At 74.6% G+C, this 17,361-nt stretch carries 14 protein-coding genes and 3 tRNA genes; 3 read left to right on the top strand and 14 right to left on the bottom strand.

The window, feature by feature from the left end; genetic code table 11:
* Positions 1–100: 100 nt before the first annotated feature.
* Positions 101–580: a DUF3515 family protein gene (locus tag QL983_RS05595; protein WP_044659164.1), complete on the top strand. Its 480-nt coding sequence runs from the start codon at positions 101–103 to the stop codon at positions 578–580.
* A 17-nt stretch (positions 581–597) separates the two neighbouring features.
* Here QL983_RS05595 and QL983_RS05590 read toward each other — a convergent pair whose 3' ends face one another.
* The 6 genes from QL983_RS05590 to leuC form a co-directional block, all read right to left on the bottom strand.
* Positions 598–1,737, bottom strand: a complete 1,140-nt coding sequence (locus QL983_RS05590; RefSeq protein ID WP_148408252.1) for a D-alanine--D-alanine ligase family protein — start codon at positions 1,735–1,737, stop codon at positions 598–600.
* Complete coding sequence (locus QL983_RS05585) at positions 1,734–2,771, bottom strand: NAD(P)H-dependent glycerol-3-phosphate dehydrogenase (RefSeq protein WP_163720886.1); 1,038 nt, start codon at positions 2,769–2,771, stop codon at positions 1,734–1,736. The genes QL983_RS05590 and QL983_RS05585 overlap by 4 nt, the downstream gene beginning before the upstream one ends.
* A complete protein-coding gene (locus QL983_RS05580) occupies positions 2,768–3,424 on the bottom strand; it encodes a lysophospholipid acyltransferase family protein (RefSeq protein WP_228070622.1) in 657 nt (218 codons plus the stop codon). The genes QL983_RS05585 and QL983_RS05580 overlap by 4 nt, the downstream gene beginning before the upstream one ends.
* Before the next feature lie 98 nt (positions 3,425–3,522).
* Positions 3,523–4,851: a UDP-N-acetylglucosamine 1-carboxyvinyltransferase gene (gene murA / locus QL983_RS05575; RefSeq protein ID WP_002856412.1), complete on the bottom strand. Its 1,329-nt coding sequence runs from the start codon at positions 4,849–4,851 to the stop codon at positions 3,523–3,525.
* A 172-nt stretch (positions 4,852–5,023) separates the two neighbouring features.
* Positions 5,024–5,629, bottom strand: coding sequence for a 3-isopropylmalate dehydratase small subunit (gene leuD, locus QL983_RS05570; protein WP_036338085.1), 606 nt, complete (start codon positions 5,627–5,629; stop codon positions 5,024–5,026).
* A gap of 3 nt (positions 5,630–5,632) precedes the next feature.
* Positions 5,633–7,087, bottom strand: coding sequence for a 3-isopropylmalate dehydratase large subunit (leuC, locus tag QL983_RS05565; RefSeq protein WP_230297463.1), 1,455 nt, complete (start codon positions 7,085–7,087; stop codon positions 5,633–5,635).
* Between the two features lie 229 nt (positions 7,088–7,316).
* On the opposite strand from leuC, the gene QL983_RS05560 reads away from it, so the two are divergent.
* Both QL983_RS05560 and QL983_RS05555 read left to right on the top strand, forming a co-directional pair.
* Positions 7,317–8,093 carry an IclR family transcriptional regulator gene (locus QL983_RS05560; RefSeq protein WP_002856418.1) on the top strand — a complete coding sequence of 259 codons (777 nt, stop codon included), beginning with the start codon at positions 7,317–7,319 and terminating at the stop codon, positions 8,091–8,093.
* Positions 8,094–8,216: 123 nt separating this feature from the next.
* The gene (locus QL983_RS05555) at positions 8,217–9,683 is read left to right on the top strand and encodes a UDP-glucose/GDP-mannose dehydrogenase family protein (protein WP_163720888.1); all 1,467 of its coding nucleotides are present in this window, start codon (positions 8,217–8,219) and stop codon (positions 9,681–9,683) included.
* A 27-nt stretch (positions 9,684–9,710) separates the two neighbouring features.
* Here QL983_RS05555 and QL983_RS05550 read toward each other — a convergent pair whose 3' ends face one another.
* The 8 genes from QL983_RS05550 to gltX all read right to left on the bottom strand — a co-directional run bounded on the left by QL983_RS05550 (position 9,711) and on the right by gltX (position 17,357).
* Positions 9,711–10,859, bottom strand: coding sequence for a thiamine-phosphate kinase (locus QL983_RS05550; protein ID WP_216886471.1), 1,149 nt, complete (start codon positions 10,857–10,859; stop codon positions 9,711–9,713).
* Entirely contained in the window at positions 10,856–12,616 is a 1,761-nt protein-coding gene (locus QL983_RS05545) for a GTPase (protein WP_148408248.1), read from the bottom strand. The genes QL983_RS05550 and QL983_RS05545 overlap by 4 nt, the downstream gene beginning before the upstream one ends.
* Positions 12,613–14,430, bottom strand: a complete 1,818-nt coding sequence (locus QL983_RS05540) for a dynamin family protein (protein ID WP_230297462.1) — start codon at positions 14,428–14,430, stop codon at positions 12,613–12,615. Before QL983_RS05540 ends, QL983_RS05545 begins: the two co-directional genes overlap by 4 nt.
* Positions 14,431–14,527: 97 nt before the next feature.
* Positions 14,528–14,600 (bottom strand) — tRNA-Glu (locus tag QL983_RS05535).
* Positions 14,601–14,729: 129 nt separating this feature from the next.
* Positions 14,730–14,802, bottom strand: a tRNA-Glu gene (locus QL983_RS05530).
* A gap of 55 nt (positions 14,803–14,857) precedes the next feature.
* Positions 14,858–14,929 (bottom strand) — tRNA-Gln (locus tag QL983_RS05525).
* 119 nt (positions 14,930–15,048) lie between these two features.
* The gene (locus QL983_RS05520) at positions 15,049–15,846 is read right to left on the bottom strand and encodes an HAD family hydrolase (RefSeq protein WP_290151687.1); all 798 of its coding nucleotides are present in this window, start codon (positions 15,844–15,846) and stop codon (positions 15,049–15,051) included.
* Complete coding sequence (gene gltX, locus QL983_RS05515; protein WP_290151708.1) at positions 15,843–17,357, bottom strand: glutamate--tRNA ligase; 1,515 nt, start codon at positions 17,355–17,357, stop codon at positions 15,843–15,845. Before gltX ends, QL983_RS05520 begins: the two co-directional genes overlap by 4 nt.
* Between the last annotated feature and the right edge of the window lie 4 nt (positions 17,358–17,361).

Here is a 17,361-nt window from a genome sequence, read left to right as displayed (position 1 = left end):
GTGCTGCTCACGTGGGCTCCTGAGGCGGGGACGGGAACGGTCCCGCCCATGCTAGGGCACGGGCCCCCGCGGGTCCCGGCGCCGCGCGTATCCTGGGCGGATGGAATCCCGCCGTCTGCGTCGTCTCGTGCCCCTCCTGACCGCGATCGCCCTCGGCGCCACGGCCTGCACCGGACGGGTGGCCACGGTGGAGGCCGCGCCCCACGCCGCTGACCCGGCGTGTGCCCCGGCCATGGTGGCCATGCCCGACGCCCTGGGCGACCTCGACCTGCGCCCCACCGACAGCCAGGCGACGGCCGTGTGGGGCGACCCGGCCGCCGTCGTCCTGCGCTGCGGCGCCGAGGTCCCCGGCCCCACCACGGACCGCTGCATCTCCGTGGACGGGATCGACTGGGTCGTCCGGGACGAGGACGAGAACTGGCGGATCACCACCTACGGCCGTGACCCGGCCGTGGAGGTGCTGTTCGGCAAGGACCAGGCCAGCTCGGACACCGTGATGGTGGGCCTGTCCTCGGCGGTCGCGCAGATCGAGCCCAGCGGCGGCTGCGTCAGCGTGCAGGACGCCACACCCGTCGGCTGAGACCGGCGCGGGCCGCGTCAGTGCAGGCCGACGCCCCGCTCGAGGGCGAGGTCCAGCAGCTCCGAGATCAGATCGTCGTAGGACAGGCCCGTCCGCTCCCACATGGCCGGGTACATGCTGATGGGCGTGAAGCCCGGCATGGTGTTGATCTCGTTGACCACCCAGCGCCCGTCCGGGGTGAAGAAGAAGTCGCAGCGGCCGAGGCCGGACCCGTCCACGGCCTCGAAGGCGCGGATCGCCAGGGCGCGCAGTCGCTCGATCTCCTCCTCCGGCAGCTCGGCCGGGCAGGACAGCTGGGTGCTGCCGGTGTCCTGGTACTTCGACTCGAAGTCGTAGAACTGCGTCTCGCCCTCGTCGTGGGCCACGACGATCTCCCCCGGCAGCGAGGCGCGCGGGGCGGCGGCGCCGTGCCCGTCGAGGACGGCGCACTCGATCTCGCGGCCGACGATGCCCGCCTCCACCACGACCTTGGGGTCGAAGCGACGGGCCTCCTCGACGGCGGCGCGCAGACCCGCGGGCTCGGTGACGCGGGTGATGCCGAAGGACGAGCCGGCGCGGGCGGGCTTGACGAACAGCGGGTAGGCGAGCGCCCCGGCGCGGGCGAGGGCCGCCTCCGGATCGCGCGCCCAGTCGCGGGCGGTGATGGTCTCCCACGGGCCGACCTCGAGGCCGGCGGCCTGGAAGGCGACCTTCATGAAGTGCTTGTCCATGCCGACCGCGGAGGCGAGCACGCCGCAGCCGACGTAGGGCAGACCCAGCGACTCGAACATGCCCTGGAGGGTGCCGTCCTCACCCCAGGGGCCGTGCAGCAGCGGGAACACGACGTCCACGGGGCCCAGCGAGGAGCCGTCGGCCGCGGTCAGCTCGACGGTGCCGTCCGGCAGGGCGCGCAGGCTCACCGGGGCCTCGGGCTCCGGCACCTCCGGCAGGACGTCGCCGTCCAGGCGGAACGAGGCCACGTCCAGCTCGTCGTGCGACCACAGGCCGGAGCGGGCCACACCCACCGGCACGACGTCCCAGCGCTGACGGTCGGCCGCGTGCAGCACGCCCGCCGCGGTCACGCAGCTGATGGGGTGCTCGCTCGAGCGGCCGCCGAAGAGCAGGAGCACGCGGGGACGCGCGCCGGCGGCGGCCTTCGGGGCGGGGGTGGCGGTCATGCGGTGCGTCCTTCCGACTTCAGGTCACGGGCGAGCAGCAGCTCGGCGAGGCGGTCCACGGCCACGTCCCCGGCGACCACCCGGTCCATCAGCTCGCTGATGGGCATCTCCACACCGTGGGCGCGGGCGGCGTGCACGATGGCGGAGACGGACTTGATGCCCTCGGCCGTCTGGCTCATGGCGGCCACCGCCTCCTCCGCGCTGAGGCCGGTGCCGATGTGGCGGCCGGCCGTGCGGTTGCGGGAGAGGGGCGAGGCGCACGTGGCGACGAGGTCGCCCAGGCCGGCGAGCCCGGCCATGGTGGCCGGGTCGCCGCCGAGCGCGACGGCCAGCCGGGTGGTCTCGGCCAGGCCCCGGGTGATGACGGAGGCCTTGGAGTTGTCCCCCAGCCCCTGCCCGTCGCAGATGCCCACGGCGAGCGCGATGACGTTCTTCACCACGCCGCCGATCTCCACGCCCACGACGTCCGTGTTCGTGTAGGGCCGGAAGGTCCGGCCGGCCGTGAGGGCGGCGATGCGCTCCGCCGTCGCGCGCGAGGCCGAGGCGACCACCGTGGCGGTGGGCTCGCCGCGCGCGATCTCAAGGGCGAGGTTGGGTCCGGAGACCACCGCGAACCGGTCCGGGCTGAGGCCCAGCTCCGCCGCGCAGACCTGCGACATCCGCGCGTCGGTGCCGCGCTCGAGGCCCTTGACGAGGGAGACCACGACGGCGTCCGGGGCCAGGTCGGCGCGCACGGTGCGCAGCGTCTCGCGCACATGCTGCGCGGGCACGGCCACCACCACGACGCCGGCGCCCCGGACCGCCTCGGCGGCGTCGGTGACGGCGCGCACGCAGGTGGGCAGCGTGATGCCGGGCAGGTACTCGGGGTTCTCGTGTCGCTCGGTGATGGCCTCGGCGACCTCGGCCCGCCGGGACCACATCACGATCTCGGACGCGCGGGCGGACTCGGGACTGGTGCTCAGGCCCAGGACGCGGGCGAAGGCCGACCCCCAGCTGCCGGCCCCGAGGACGGCGACGGTGCGCGGATCGCTCATGCCCCGGTCACCCGCCGTCCCGTCGTGGGGTCCCAGCGGCCCTCCGGGGCCGGTTCTCCGCGCAGCTCGGCGACCAGGTCGGTGATCGCGGCCATCATGCGGCCGGTGCCCTCGCGCAGGGTCGCCGCCGTCACGGGGCGGTCCCGCAGGTCCGCGAGGTCGACGGGCGCGCCGACCCGGATCCGGGCGGTCTTGCGCGGGAGGACGCGGAGGGAGCGGCCGCCGTACGGCAGCAGTTCCTGGATGCCCCACTGACCGACGGGGATGAGCGGGGCGCCGGTCTGCAGGGCGAGGCGCACGGCCCCGTTGCGCCCGGCCATGGGCCAGCCGTCGGGATCGCGGGTGACGGTGCCCTCCGGGTAGACGATGATCGCCCGGCCCGTGGCGACGGCCTCGCGGGCGGCGGCGAGCGAGCGGCCGCCGTCGCGGGTGCGCTCGACCGGGATCATGCGGGTGGCCTCGAGGACCTGCTTGAGCACGGGCACCTTCCAGAGCTCGGCCTTGGCGAGGAAGGTCGGCAGCAGGCCCTGGTTGTAGACCATGTGGGCCACGGAGAGCGGGTCCACCTCCGAGATGTGGTTGACGGCGAGGATCGCGCCGGTCTCGGGCAGGTGCTCGGTCCCCTCCCACACCTGGCGGACGAGGGCCCGCATCGCCGGTCGCACGATCACCCCCGGGATCACGTAGGGGGCCCGCGCGGTACGCGTCGGACGACCCCCCGCGGCGGCAGGGCTCTGCGCGTCCACGCCGCTCACCGGTCGCGTTCGGTCAGCTCGACGTCGGCGCCGAGGCCCTCGAGCTTCGCCATGAAGTGCTCGTAGCCGCGGTTGATGATCTCCAGGCCCGTCGCCGTGGAGGTGCCCTCGGCGGTGAGGGCGGCGATCAGGTGGGAGAAGCCGCCGCGCAGGTCCGGGATGTCGAACTCGACGCCATGCAGCGGCGTCGGGCCGGAGATCACGGCCGAGTGCAGGAAGTTGCGCTGACCGAAGCGGCACGGCACGGAGCCGAGGCACTCGCGGTGCAGCTGGATGGAGGCGCCCATCCGCACGAGGGCGTCGGTGAAGCCGAAGCGGTTCTCGTACACGGTCTCGTGCACGATGGAGACCCCCTTGGCCTGGGTCAGCGCCACCACGAGGGGCTGCTGCCAGTCGGTCATGAAGCCGGGGTGCACGTCCGTCTCGAGCACGAGCGGGTTGAGATCGCCGCCGGCGTGCCAGAACCGGATGCCGTCGTCGACGACGTCGAACTCGCCGCCGATCTTGCGGTAGGTGTTCAGGAACGCCGTCAGGTCGCGCTGCTCGGCGCCGCGGACGTAGATGTCCCCCCGGGTGGCCAGGGCGGCGGAGGCCCACGAGGCGGACTCGTTGCGGTCGGGCAGCGCGATGTGGTTGTAGCCGCGCATCTCGCTCACGCCCTCGATGCGGATGGTGCGGTCCGTCTGCACGGTGATGATCGCGCCCATCTTCTGCAGGACGGCGATGAGGTCGTGGATCTCCGGCTCGACGGCGGCGCCCTTGAGCTCGGTGATGCCCTCGGCCTTCACAGCGGTCAGCAGCACCTGCTCGGTGGCTCCGACGGAGGGGTACGGCAGCTCGAGCTTGGCGCCGTGCAGGCCCTTGGGGGCGGAGATGGAGATGCCGCCCGGGCGCTTGTCCACGACGGCGCCGAAGTTGCGCAGCACGGCCAGGTGGTAGTCGATCGGGCGGTCGCCGATCTTGCAGCCGCCGAGGTCGGGGATGAAGGCCTCCCCGATCGCGTGCATGAGCGGGCCGCAGAAGAGGATCGGGATGCGCGAGTCGCCGGCGTGGGCGTCGATCTCGGCGGTCAGGGCCGACTTCACCCCGGCCGGGTCCATCGTGATCCGCCCGGTCTCCTTGTCCCACTCCACGGACACGCCGTGGATCTCGAGGAGGGAGCTGACGACGTCCACGTCCTTGATCTCGGGGATGTTCCGGAGCACGGACGGCGAGTTGCCGAGCAGGGCGGCCACCATGGCCTTGGGCACCAGGTTCTTGGCGCCGCGCACGGTCACCTCACCGGTCAGCGGCTTGCCGCCATGGATGGTCAAGAGCTTCGCCATGCGCGTCCTTCCTCAGCGCGGCCGCAGGGCCACGGTCTCGGCCACTCCGCCGGAGCGGGGAGGTCTCTGAACGGGACCGCCCGCCGTGTGCGGCGGGCGGTCCCGGAATCGCCTCCCAGCATAGGGCGTCGCCGGGCACGCGCGGCAATGGTGCGCTCCCGGCGGCGGCCGGTCAGCCGGCCGTGCGGGCCGGCAGGGTGGTGGGCTTGTACGCGGGGCGGTCCGCCTCGTAGGCGTCGATCTCGGCCTGGTGCCCCAGGGTGACGGCGATGTCGTCCAGGCCCTCGAGCAGCCGGTGACGGGTGTCGTCGTCGATCTGGAAGGGGGCGGTCACATCCCCGCACTCGACGGTGCGTGTGACGAGGTCCACGGTGACCGGGGTCCCGGGACGGTTCTCCAGCTCCTTCCAGATGCGCTCGACGTCCTCCTGCTCCACCTGGGCCGCGACGAGCCCCTGTTTGGCGGAGTTGCCGCGGAAGATGTCCGCGAAGCGCGGGGAGATCACGGCGCGGAAGCCGTAGTCCTTGAGCGCCCACACGGCGTGTTCGCGCGAGGAGCCGGTGCCGAAGTCCGAGCCCGCCACGAGCACGGTGCCTCCGCTGAACGGCTCGGTGTTCAGGATGAAGTCGGGGTCCTGGCGCCAGCCGGCGAACAGGGCGTCCTCGAAGCCCGTGCGGGAGATCCGCTTGAGGTACACGGCCGGGATGATCTGGTCCGTGTCCACGTTCGAGGCGCGCAGCGGCACGCCGACGCCGGTGTGGGTGGTGAACTTCTCCATGGCTCAGGCCTCCTGGGGGGTGAGGGCGGGCAGGTCGGACGGGCTGGCGAGGCGGCCCAGCACGGCGGTGGCCGCGGCGACCACCGGGGACACCAGGTGGGTGCGCCCGCCCTTGCCCTGCCGGCCCTCGAAGTTGCGGTTGGAGGTGGACGCGCAGCGCTCCCCCGGGGAGAGCTGGTCCGGGTTCATGCCCAGGCACATGGAGCAGCCGGCGAACCGCCACTCGGCCCCGAAGTCCTCGAACACCCTGTCCAGGCCCTCGTCCATGGCCTGCAGACGCACGCGCGCCGAGCCCGGCACGACCATGACGCGCAGCCCCTCGGCCTTGCGTCGGCCCCGGACGACCTCGGCGAACGCCCGCAGGTCCTCGATGCGGGAGTTGGTGCACGAGCCCATGAACACGGTGTCGACCTCGACCTGCTTCATCGGGGTGCCGGGGGCCAGGTCCATGTAGGACAGTGCCTTGCGGGCCGCCTCCTGGGCCACCGGGTCGGCGAAGTCCTCGGGCGCGGGGACGGTGTCGTTCAGGCTCACGCCCTGCCCCGGGTTGGTGCCCCACGTGACGAACGGCTCCAGCGTGTCCGCGTCGATGACCACCTCGGCGTCGAACTCGGCACCCTCGTCCGTGGCGAGGGTGCGCCAGTGCTCGACGGCGGCATCCCAGTCGTCGCCCTCGGGGGCATGGGGACGGCCCTTCAGGTAGGCGAAGGTGGTCTCGTCCGGGGCGACCATGCCGGCGCGGGCGCCGGCCTCGATGGACATGTTGCAGATGGTCATCCGGCCCTCCATGGAGAGGTTCCGGATGGCCTCACCGCGGTACTCGAGCACGAAGCCCTGGCCCCCGCCCGTGCCGATCTTCGCGATGACCGCGAGGATGATGTCCTTGGCCGTCACACCCGGGCGCAGCGTGCCGTCCACGGTGACCGCCATGGTCTTGAAGGGCTTCAGCGGCAGGGTCTGGGTGGCCAGGACGTGCTCGACCTCGGAGGTGCCGATGCCGAACGCCAGGGCGCCGAACGCGCCGTGGGTGGAGGTGTGGGAATCGCCGCAGACCACGGTGAGGCCGGGCTGGGTCAGACCCAGCTGGGGGCCGACGACGTGGACGATGCCCTGCTCGGCGTCGCCCAACGGGTGCAGGCGGACGCCGAACTCGGCGCAGTTGGCCCGCAGGGTCTCGATCTGCGTGCGCGAGGTGGCATCCGCGATCGGCTGGTCGATGTCCAGCGTCGGGGTGTTGTGGTCCTCCGTGGCGATGGTCAGGTCGGGCCGGCGCACCGGACGCCCGGCCAGACGCAGCCCCTCGAAGGCCTGCGGGCTCGTCACCTCGTGCACGAGGTGCAGGTCGATGTAGAGCAGGTCGGGGGTGCGGGAGGCGCCCCCGCCCTCGCCACGCACCACCACGTGTTCGTCCCAGACCTTCTCGGCCAGCGTCCTGGGCCGCGTCGTCGCCGTCGTCATGTGCCGCACCTTCCTGCTCACGCACCTGTCGGTCGTCGCCCGGCGCGGGGCGCCGGTGCTCACGGACCACTGTGGGGCGCGGCGGGGCCGTTCTCGACCACGCGGCGCGATATTCCATATCGTGAGATTTCGTCTCACATGCCGGACCTGGCCCCGGCCGGCCCGGTCACATGCGACGCACACCGACACCCCCGGTCCGTCCGAGCAGTGAGACGACTACGATCACCCCATGACCACCGAGCCCGTGCGCCCGCCCACCGAGGACGACCTCATCGGCCCCTCGCTCCACCGGCATCCCAGCGGCGTCGGCGTGGTGGACAAGTCGGTGGCGATCCTCGACGCGCTCGAGTCCGGCCCGGCCACGCTCGCCCAGCTCGTCACCGCCACCGGGATCGCGCGGCCCACGCTGCACCGGCTCGCGGCCGCCCTCACGCACCACCGCATGGTGGGCAAGGACCTGCAGGGCCGCTACGTGCTGGGCACCCGCCTGGCCGAGCTCGCCTCCGCCGCCGGCGAGGACCGGCTCACCACGGCCTCCGGTCCGGTGCTGCTGTGGCTGCGCGACGCCACGGGAGAGAGTGCCCAGGTGTTCCGTCGGCAGGCGGACTCCCGCGTGTGCGTGGCCAGCGCGGAGCGGCCCTGGGGCCTGCGCGACACCATCCCCGTGGGCGCCCGCATGTCCATGAAGGCCGGCTCCGCCGCGCAGGTGCTCCTGGCCTGGGAGGACCACGAGCGGCTCGTCGAGGGGCTGGCCGGCGCCGTGTTCACACCCACCGTCCTCGCGGCGGTGCGGCGGCGCGGCTGGGCCCAGTCCCTGGCCGAGCGCGAGCCCGGGGTCGCCTCGGTGTCCGCACCGGTGCGCGGCCCCAGCGGACGCGTCATCGCGGCGGTCTCGATCTCCGGCCCCCTCGAACGGCTCTCCCGGCAGCCGGGCCGGCTGCACGCGGACGCCGTCGTCTCCGCCGCGACGCGGCTCACCGAGCTCATCCGCGCCGGCGAGGCCTGAGGCCCGCCCGCGCCACCGACGGGACGCGCCGCGGAGACACCCCGTTCTTCCCGCGTTCACCCGCGGGGCCTAGCGTCAACCAGGTCCCCGACCGCCGCCCCCCGCACCACCGAGGAGTCCGCTGTGACCGAGACGACCGCGCCCGCCGCCCCCGCCGAGCAGGAGGCCGCGCCGCGGCTGTCCGTGATCGGCACGGGCTATCTGGGCGCCACACACGCCGCCTGCATGGCCGAGCTGGGCTTCGAGGTCCTCGGCGTGGACGTGGACCCGGCCAAGATCGAGCGCCTGGCCCGCGGCGAGGTGCCCTTCCACGAACCCGGCCTGCCCGAGCTGCTGCGCACCCACGTCGCCTCCGGGCGGCTGCGCTTCACCACCGACGTCGCGGAGGCGGCCCGCTGGGCGGACGTCCACTTCATCGGCGTCGGCACCCCGCAGAAGGTGGGCGAGACCGCGGCGGACCTGAGCTATGTGGACGCCGCCGTCGCCTCCCTCGCCGCGGCGATCGACCGCGACGCGCTGATCGTCGGCAAGTCGACCGTGCCCGTGGGCACCGCGCGCCGCCTGGCCGAGCTCGTGCGCACCGTGCGCGCCGAGGCCGGACTGCCGGGCGAGGTCGAGCTCGCCTGGAACCCCGAGTTCCTCCGGGAGGGCTTCGCCGTGAGGGACACGCTCACCCCGGACCGCCTCGTCATCGGCACGCACGGGCCCCGCGCCGAGGGCATCCTGCGCCGCGTCTACGCGCGGCAGCTCGCGGCCGACACCCCGTGGATCAGCACGGACCTCGAGACGGCCGAGCTGGTGAAGGTGGCCGCCAACGCCTTCCTGGCCACGAAGATCTCGTTCATCAACGCGTTCTCGGAGATCACCGAGAACGTGGGCGGGGACATCGGCACCCTCGCGGACGCGATCGGCCACGACGCGCGGATCGGACGCCGGTTCCTCAACGCGGGCGTGGGCTTCGGGGGCGGCTGCCTGCCCAAGGACATCCGAGCGCTCCAGGCCCGCGTCTCCGAGCTGGGCCTGGACCGGACCATGCGGTTCCTGGCGGAGGTGGACGACATCAACCTGCGCCGCCGTGACCGCGTGGTGGACCTGGCGGTGCAGGTGCTCTCCGCGGCTCGCGACGGCCGCGTCCGCCGGGCCGACGCCTCCGGGACCGCCCCCACCCCCGCGAGCGTGCAGGTGCTCAACGGCACGCGGATCGCCGTGCTGGGCGTCACGTTCAAGCCGGACTCCGACGACGTCCGGGACTCCCCCGCCCTCGACGTCGCCAACCGTCTCTACACGGCCGGCGCCGACGTCCGGGTGTACGACCCCGAGGGCAACGCCAACGCGGCCGCCCGCTTCCCGCGGCTCGACTACGTGGACTCGCTCGAGGCGGCCGTGGACGGCGCCGAGCTGACCCTGCTGCTGACCGAGTGGCGCCAGTTCCGCGAGATGGATCCGGACGCCGTGGGCGCACGCGTGGCCTCCCGCCTGCTGATCGACGGGCGCAACGTCCTGGACGTCGCCGCGTGGCGCGAGCACGGGTGGGACGTCATCGGCCTCGGCCACCGCTTCGACCCGGAGCGACTCCTCCGCGCGGCCTGACCCGCCCGCGGACTCCGGCCTGGGCGCTCAGCCGGCGAACGGGTCCCAGCCGGACTCGGACAGGGGCCGGTGCCCGGCCGGCGGCCGGGCCCCGGCCGGCACGAGCCGGCCGATCCGCGTGAACCCCCGGGGCAGCTCGGTCTCGGGCCACGCCAGCCCCAGGAGGCCGTAGTCCTCGCCCCCGCCGGTCACGAGCGCCTCCGGACTGGTCCCGGCCAGGGCGGCCACGCGGCGCAGGGGTGCGGCGGCCTCCGCCAGCCAGGCCTCGTCCAGCCACGGTGCCGGCGCGGAGTCGGCCCCGCCGGTGGCGGCCGCCATGCGGTGCGCGTCCTTGCCCAGGCCGTCGGAGACGTCCATGAGGGTGAGCAGGCCGGCCGTCACCGCGGCGGGCCCGAGGGCCAGCGGCGGGCGGGGTCGCAGCTGGGCGCGGACGGCGCGGGCGAGCTCCCGCGGTGACGGCCGGTCGGCGGCGGGGAGGGCGTCCGCCCGTCGCTCCAGCTCCGCGCGGTCGGTGAGCAGCAGGGTGAGCCCGGCGGCGGCCCACCCCGGCCCCGGAGGCGCGGCGGCCCGGGGACCGTCCGGCACCGCCTGGGCATGGACGAGGTCGGCGCCCTCGGCGAGCACGCGGTCCCGGTCCGCCGCGGCCGGCGTGCGGCACAGCTCTCCGCCGGGGTGCGGGTCCCCGAGCACCGTCACCGCGGCGTGGACCCGTCCGCCGGTGCCCAGGTCGCCCCCGGCCACCCGGCAGTCCGGCGCGCCGAGGTGACGCACCGCGCCCACGATGCCCGCGGCGAACGACCGCACCCAGGCGACCGGCGTCGTCGGCGGCAGGGTGAGGGCGGTGACGAGCGCGGAGGCGGTCCCGCCCATCGCGTTGACGTCCGAGAGGTTCTGGGCGACGGCCTTCCAGCCGGCGTCGTGGCCGCGGGTGCGGGGGCCGGCGGGCCAGCGGTGCAGGAAGTCCGTGCCCTCCCCCATCGCGTCGGTGGAGATGAGCGTCCCGCCGCGGGGCGCGGGCACGAGGGCGGCGTCGTCGCCCGGGGCGACGGTGCCGGCGGGCCAGTGGCCGTCCCGGACGGCGGGAGCGAGCCCGGTCAGGACGACCTCCAGCAGCTCGGCCTCCGTGAGGTCGCCGACGGTCGCCCCCGCCGCGGCCGCGGGGTCGCGCACCGTCATCGGCGGCCCCGCCGGACCGGGACGCCGGAGGCCCGGGCGAGGGCGTCGCGGAAGGCGTGGAAGCGGTCCACCTCGGCGCGCACCGGGTCGACGACGAGCCGTCGGCCGACGTCGGTGGTCGCCTCCTCGAGGCGGCGGCGCGCGCGGCGTCCCCGCGCCGCGGCGGTCCACCGGGTCAGGGGGATCGCCAGCAGGGCCAGCAGCACGCCGAGCGCGAGGCCGCCGACGAGCAGCAGGGTCGGGAGGGGGAAGCCCTCGACCGTGGGCGCGGGTGGCAGGGGGAACTGCAGGTACCCGGCCAGGGCGAGGACGCCCAGCCAGCCGGCGCCGACGACGGCGGTGAGGAGGGCGAGCCACTGCAGCACGTCGAGCACGGGGTGCCACCAGCTGCCCCGACCTGCCCCGAGGTCGGTGGCGGCGATCGCCTGGTCCACGGCGCCGGGGAGCTCCTCGGCGTGCTCCCGGCCCGCGCGGCGGATGGCGGCGGCCCACGACTCGGAGGCTCCCGCGCCGGCCGCGGCGGCCAGCGTGCGGACCGCGCCGTCGACGACGGCCCGCTGGGTGCCCGAGCGCTCGGGCAGGGAGGTGCGGTGCAGCGCGGGGTCGCGGGCGACCTCGTCCCGGTCGCGGCGGGGGGCGGCGCTCTCGGGCATCAGGTGCAGGCGCCGCAGGGGGTCCGCGCGGAAGGAGTGCATCCAGCGCAGCACGGGCCAGCTGGTGCGCTTGGCCGAGCGCAGCCGGTACGAGCCCTCGACCGCCCGGACGACGGCCGGCACGCCGCCGGCCACGGCCAGCTCGCGCCCGAGCCGCTGCTCGTCCCCGGGCCCGACGCCGGCCGGCTCGCCCTCGCCCGAGGCGGCGGCGAGGTCCGCGGCACGGGCCGCGACGTCCGCGCCCAGGCGTTCGGCGGCCGCGCCGCGCTGGGCGACGATCGCCGCGACCTGCCGGCCGACCTCCTCGAGGCCCTCCCCCGTGCGCGCGGACACGGGCAGCACCCTGACATCGCCGAGGCCGTGCCCCGAGAGCATCCGGCGCAGCGAGGCCAGCACGACGTCCCGGTCACGCACCGAGAGCCGGTCCACCTGGTTGAGCAGCACGAGGGTCACGGCCGCGTGCGAGCCCATGGTCGCCAGGAACTCGCGGTGCAGCACAGCGTCCGCGTACTTCTCCGGGTCCACGACCCACACCAGCACGTCCACGTGGCCGGCCAGCCGGGAGGTGATCTCGCGGTTGCCCCGCTCGACCGAGTCGATGTCCGGCAGGTCCAGCAGGATCAGGCCGGTGGCGTCGGCGCCGTCACGGCGGCCGACGCCGAGGAAGCCGGGGCGGCCGTCGTCGAGCACGGGCGCCTCGTCCAGCAGGTGGCGGCGGCGCACGCCGAGCCAGTCGAGCAGGGCGGCCGCGCCGCCGCCCTCGCTGGTGCCGTCGCCGTGCTCCGCGTCCGGGTCCAGCCCCTGTCCCCGGCCCACGCCCCAGACCGCGGCGAGCGGCTCGGACGTGGTGGGCCGGGTGGCGGCCACGCGGGCCAGGTTGCGGCCGGTGAGCGCGTTGAACAGGGAGGACTTGCCGGAGCCCGTCGCCCCGAAGAACCCGACCACGGTGTGCTCCGCGGAGAGTGCCTGGCGCTCCCCGGCCGCGCGCACGACGGCGTCGGCCCCGGCCACGACGTCCTCGGGCAGGCGGCCCGCGGCCAGTTCGGCGGCCTCGCCGAGGGCGTCCAGGCGGGGGGCCAGGGCGGGGGTGTCGCGGCGGCTCATCGGGGCTCCTCCCCCGCCTCGGCGGCGGACGGGGCGTGCTCGGGCCCGGTCGGGCCGTCGACGCCGGCGGCCACCCCGCGGCGCAGCACCGGCTCGAGGGCGCGCAGCTCCTCGGTGGCCTGCGGCTCGCGTTCGAGGTGGAGCAGCGGCAGGAAGCGGTCCGCGAGCACGGTCTCGAGGAAGGCCCGCAGGCGGCGCTCGAGCAGCTCATCGGCCCGCCGGGCCATGCGGCGCACGGCGTCCTCGCCGAAGATCGACTCGAGCAGCTTCTGACCGACGACGGCGGCGCCGCCGGCGATGCCGACCTCGATGCCCGCGAGTCCGCCGGTGGAGGCGAACGAGATGATCATGAGGGCCACGGCCGCGCCGTTCACGCCGGTGGCCGCCAGGCGGGCGCGCGTGCGCTTGCCCGCGCCCTCCTCCTGGACCAGTGCCAAGACGTCCGACTGCCAGTCCCGCACGACGTCGGCCGCCCGCGCCGACGTGTCCGGCGCCAGGGCGCCCAGGTCGCGCCCGGCCACGAGGGCCCGGCCCGCCGGCTCGGACGCCCAACGCCGCTCGATCTGCTCGGCGGCCGCGGCAGCCGCCTCGACCATCACGGCGTGCAGGCCGGTCTCGAGCGCGGTCTCGACCTCTTCGGGCGGGGCCGGGCGCCCGCGCACGAGGGCGCCGAGGCGGTCCCGCAGCCGGCCGATCGTGGTCTCGACGCCGCGGAAGAACTCCCCCGTGCCGACGAAGTCCTGCCAGCGGGAGAGCACCTCGCCGCGCAGCAGCGTGCCGTCCGAGGTGGCCTCACGGACCCGGCCGACGGCCTGGTCCGTGGAGTCCCCCACGATCCGGGCGAGCAGGTCCGCGGCATGCCGCTGCTCCTCCTCGGCGCGGGCCAGGTCGGCGACGCGGGCGGCCAGCTGGCCCAGCACGCCGTCCACGGTCCGGCGGGCGACAGCGCCGCGCGCCTGGGCGTCGGCGGCGAGGGTCTCGAGCCAGGCGCGCAGGCCCGCGACGTGCTCCTGCGGGAGCAGACCGCGCTCGTCGAAGCGGGTCTCGGGGATCACGTGGATCCGGGCGTCGGCGAGGCCGCGCTCGGTGAGCATGCGCCGCAGGTCCGGGGTGATGTCCTCCGCCGCGCCCTCGGGCACGCGGCCGAGCACGACGGCCACGGTGATGTCGCGGGCGGCGGCCTCGTCCAGCAGCTGCCAGGGCACGGCGTCGGCGTAGCGGTGCGCCGTCGTCGTGAAGATCCACAGGTCGGCGGCTTCGAGGAGCTGCCGGGCCAGCGCGCGGTTCTGGTCCGCCACGGAGTCGATGTCCGGGGCGTCCACGAGGGCGATGCCTGACGGCAGTGCGGGCTCGGCCACGAGCGCGACCGTGTCCATCGCGGACTGGTCGGGTTCGACGGGGCCGGCGGCCGCGTCGCGGTGCACGCTGACGCGGGCGAGGTCGGGCAGCACCCGCGGGCCCGTGAACCAGTGGGCGTCGGCGGGGTTGTGCAGCAGCAGCGGCTGCCGCGTGGTGGGCCGCAGGGCGGAGGAGCGGGAGACCTCGTGGCCGACGAGCGCGTTCACCAGCGTAGACTTGCCCGCACCGGTGGAGCCGCCGACGACGGCCAGCAGCGGCGCGTCGAGCGAGTCGAGGCGGGGCAGCACGTAGTCGTCGATCTGGTGCAGGGTGCGCTCTCGCTCGGCGCGGTCCTGCCCTGCGGTGACGGTCTCGAAGGGCAGCTCGAGCGCGGCGAGGTGCTCGCGCACGCGGCGGACGGCCGTGTCGACGCCGAGGTCTGGGGCGTTCTGATCCGTGTGTGGCACGTGGGCCATCGTCTCACGGGCGCGCGCCGGCCGCCCATCCCGTTGGCCCGGCGGACGGAGACGACGGAAGCCCGGTCCGCAGGGACCGGGCTTCCTGTCACTCGGGTGACCCCAGCGGGATTTGAACCCGCGTTACCGCCGTGAGAGGGCGGCGTACTAGGCCGCTATACGATGGGGCCGAGCGCGCTGTCCGCGTGTGCGGAAGCGATGCCGTGGAGACCTTCTGCTGCGCCTGCGTCTCCTGTTCAGGCGACGGATGCGTTCATCCGCCCGTGCCGTTCCGGTCCGAGGACCGGGCGGCGACTGCGTGACCCCAGCGGGATTTGAACCCGCGTTACCGCCGTGAGAGGGCGGCGTACTAGGCCGCTATACGATGGGGCCGTGCGCCACGTCCGAGCGTCTCCGCCCGTGCGCGTTCACTGAGTCCGAAGACTCGCTGGGGTACCAGGACTCGAACCTAGAATGACGGTACCAGAAACCGTTGTGTTGCCAATTACACCATACCCCACTGTCGGTCAAGCATGCCTGACCGATGTGCATCATATTCATGAGCTCGGTGTTCCCGGATCTCTCCGGCAACGAGTAAGAACTCTACACCCTCCGGGCGACGTGTGCAAAATCGGCGGGTCAGGCCGCCAGCCAGGTCCGCAGCCCGCCGATCGCCCGCATCCGCCAGCATGCGTGCTCCTCGTCCCAGAGCGGCTCCTCCGCCCCGCCGAGGGCGGGGGCGTCGGGGCTCATCCACACCGGAACGAGCCCCGCCGACCGGGCCCCCTCGACGTCGTGACGCAGGCTGTCCCCCACCATGAGGGTGCGTCCCGGGTCCGTGCCCAGGCGGGAGCAGCCGGCCAGGAAGGGGGCCGGGTCCGGCTTCGGGGCCCCGGCCGTGTCCGAGCCGATCAGCACCTCGACCCACTCCAGACCGAGGGCGTCGGCCTTGCCGCGCTGGTAGGCCTCCACGTTGTTCGTGACGATCCCCACGCCACGGCCTGTTCCCCGCACCTCGGCGAGGACGTCGACGGTCGCGGGGAACAGCGCCCAGTGCCCGCGCACGACCTCTTCGTAGTCGGTGGTCCACAGGCCGTCGAGCGGGGTCGCCGCGTCCTCGGGCACGCCGAGCGCGCGCAGGGCGTCGGCCACGCGGGCCAGCCGCTGCTCCTCGAACGTCAGCTCCCCGGCCACGTAGCGCCCGTAGTGGCCGCCGGCGTCGGACGCGAAGGCGTCGGTGGCCTCAGCCAGCACCGCCGGGTCGACGTCGGCGGCCCCGGCCCACTGCCGGCGCACCGTCGCGTCGAACGCGGCGTGCTGGGCGGAGCGCAGATCCAGCAGCGTGTCGTCCAGGTCGAAGAGGACGGCGTCCCAGGCCGGCGGCGCGGGCGCGCCCGCGGACCCGCCGGCCGGCGTCGTGCTGGCGCCCCGGCTCATGCGTCGGTGGGCCGGTCCTGGTCCAGGCCCTGCTCCGCGGCGAAGCGGTCCAGGCGGGCGAGCGCGGAGTCGCGGCCCAGGATCTCGAGCGACTCGAAGAGCGGCGGGGACACCTTGCGGCCGGTCACCGCGACGCGCACGGGGCCGAACGCCTGGCGCGGCTTGAGGCCCAGGCCGTCGATGAGGGCGGCCCGCAGCGCCGCCTCGATCCGCTCGGTGGTGAACTCGTCTTCGGGCAGGGCGGCCAGCGCCTCCCGGGCCGCGGCGACGGCGGCCCCCAGGTCCGCCGGCATGCCCTTGAGGGCGCCCTCGGCCGTCCGGACGTCCCGGTCCGCCGTGAAGAGGAAGGCGAGCATCTCGACGGCCTCGCCGAGCAGCTGCACGCGCTCCTGCACGAGCGGGGCCGCGGCGGTGAGGATCTGCATCTCCCGCTCCGTCAGGTGCTCGCCCACGAGGCCGGCCGCGTGCAGGTAGGGCACGAGACGGTCGCGGAAGTCGGCCACGTCGAGCATGCGCACGTGCGTGCCGTTGATCGCGATCGCCTTCTTCTCGTCGAAGCGGGCGGGGTTGGCCAGCACCTTGTGCACGTCGAAGTGCTCCACGAACTGCTGCGGGGTGAAGATGTCCTCGTCCGCGGAGAGGGACCAGCCCAGCAGGCCGAGGTAGTTCAGCAGGCCCTCCGGGATGAAGCCGTTGTCCCGGTGCAGGAACAGGTTGGCCTGCGGATCGCGCTTGGACAGCTTCTTGTTGCCCTCGCCCATCACGTAGGGCAGGTGGCCGAACACCGGCATGTACCGGGCGACGCCGATCGCGTACAGGGCGCGGTAGAGCGCGATCTGGCGCGGAGTGGAGGAGAGCAGGTCCTCGCCGCGCAGCACGTGGGTGATGCCCATGAGCGCGTCGTCCACCGGGTTCACGAGGGTGTACAGCGGCGAGCCGTCCGCGCGCACCACCACGAAGTCCGGCACGGAGCCGGCCTTGAAGGTGATCTCCCCGCGCACCAGGTCGGTGAAGGTGATGTCCTCGTCCGGCATGCGCAGCCGCCAGACCGGCGCGCGGCCCTCGGCCTCGAAGGCGGCGATCTGCTCGTCCGTGAGGTCGCGGTCGTGGCCGTCGTAGCCGAGCTTGGGGTCGCGGCCGGCGGCCCGGTGACGGGCCTCGGTCTCCTCGGGGCTCGAGTAGGACGGGTAGATGTATCCGCCGGCCTTGAGCTTCTCGATCACGTCCGCGTAGATCTGCCCGCGCTGGGACTGACGGTACGGCTCGTGCGGGCCGCCGACCTCGACGCCCTCGTCCCAGTCGATCCCGAGCCAGCGCATCGCCTCGAGCAGCTGCTGGTAGGACTCCTCCGAGTCGCGCTTGGCATCCGTGTCCTCGATGCGGAACACGAGGGTGCCGCCGGTGTGCCGCGCCCAGCCCCAGTTGAACAGGACGGTGCGGATCAGCCCCACGTGGGGGGTGCCGGTGGGCGAGGGGGCGAAGCGCACGCGCACGGGGGTCTCGGCGTCCACCTGG

The organism is Micrococcus sp. APC 4021 (assembly GCF_030407635.1).
Classification (GTDB): Bacteria; Actinomycetota; Actinomycetes; order Actinomycetales; family Micrococcaceae; genus Micrococcus; species Micrococcus luteus.
The sequence above is the reverse complement of the archived record's forward strand: the minus strand, read 5'-3'. Positions and strand labels throughout refer to the sequence as shown.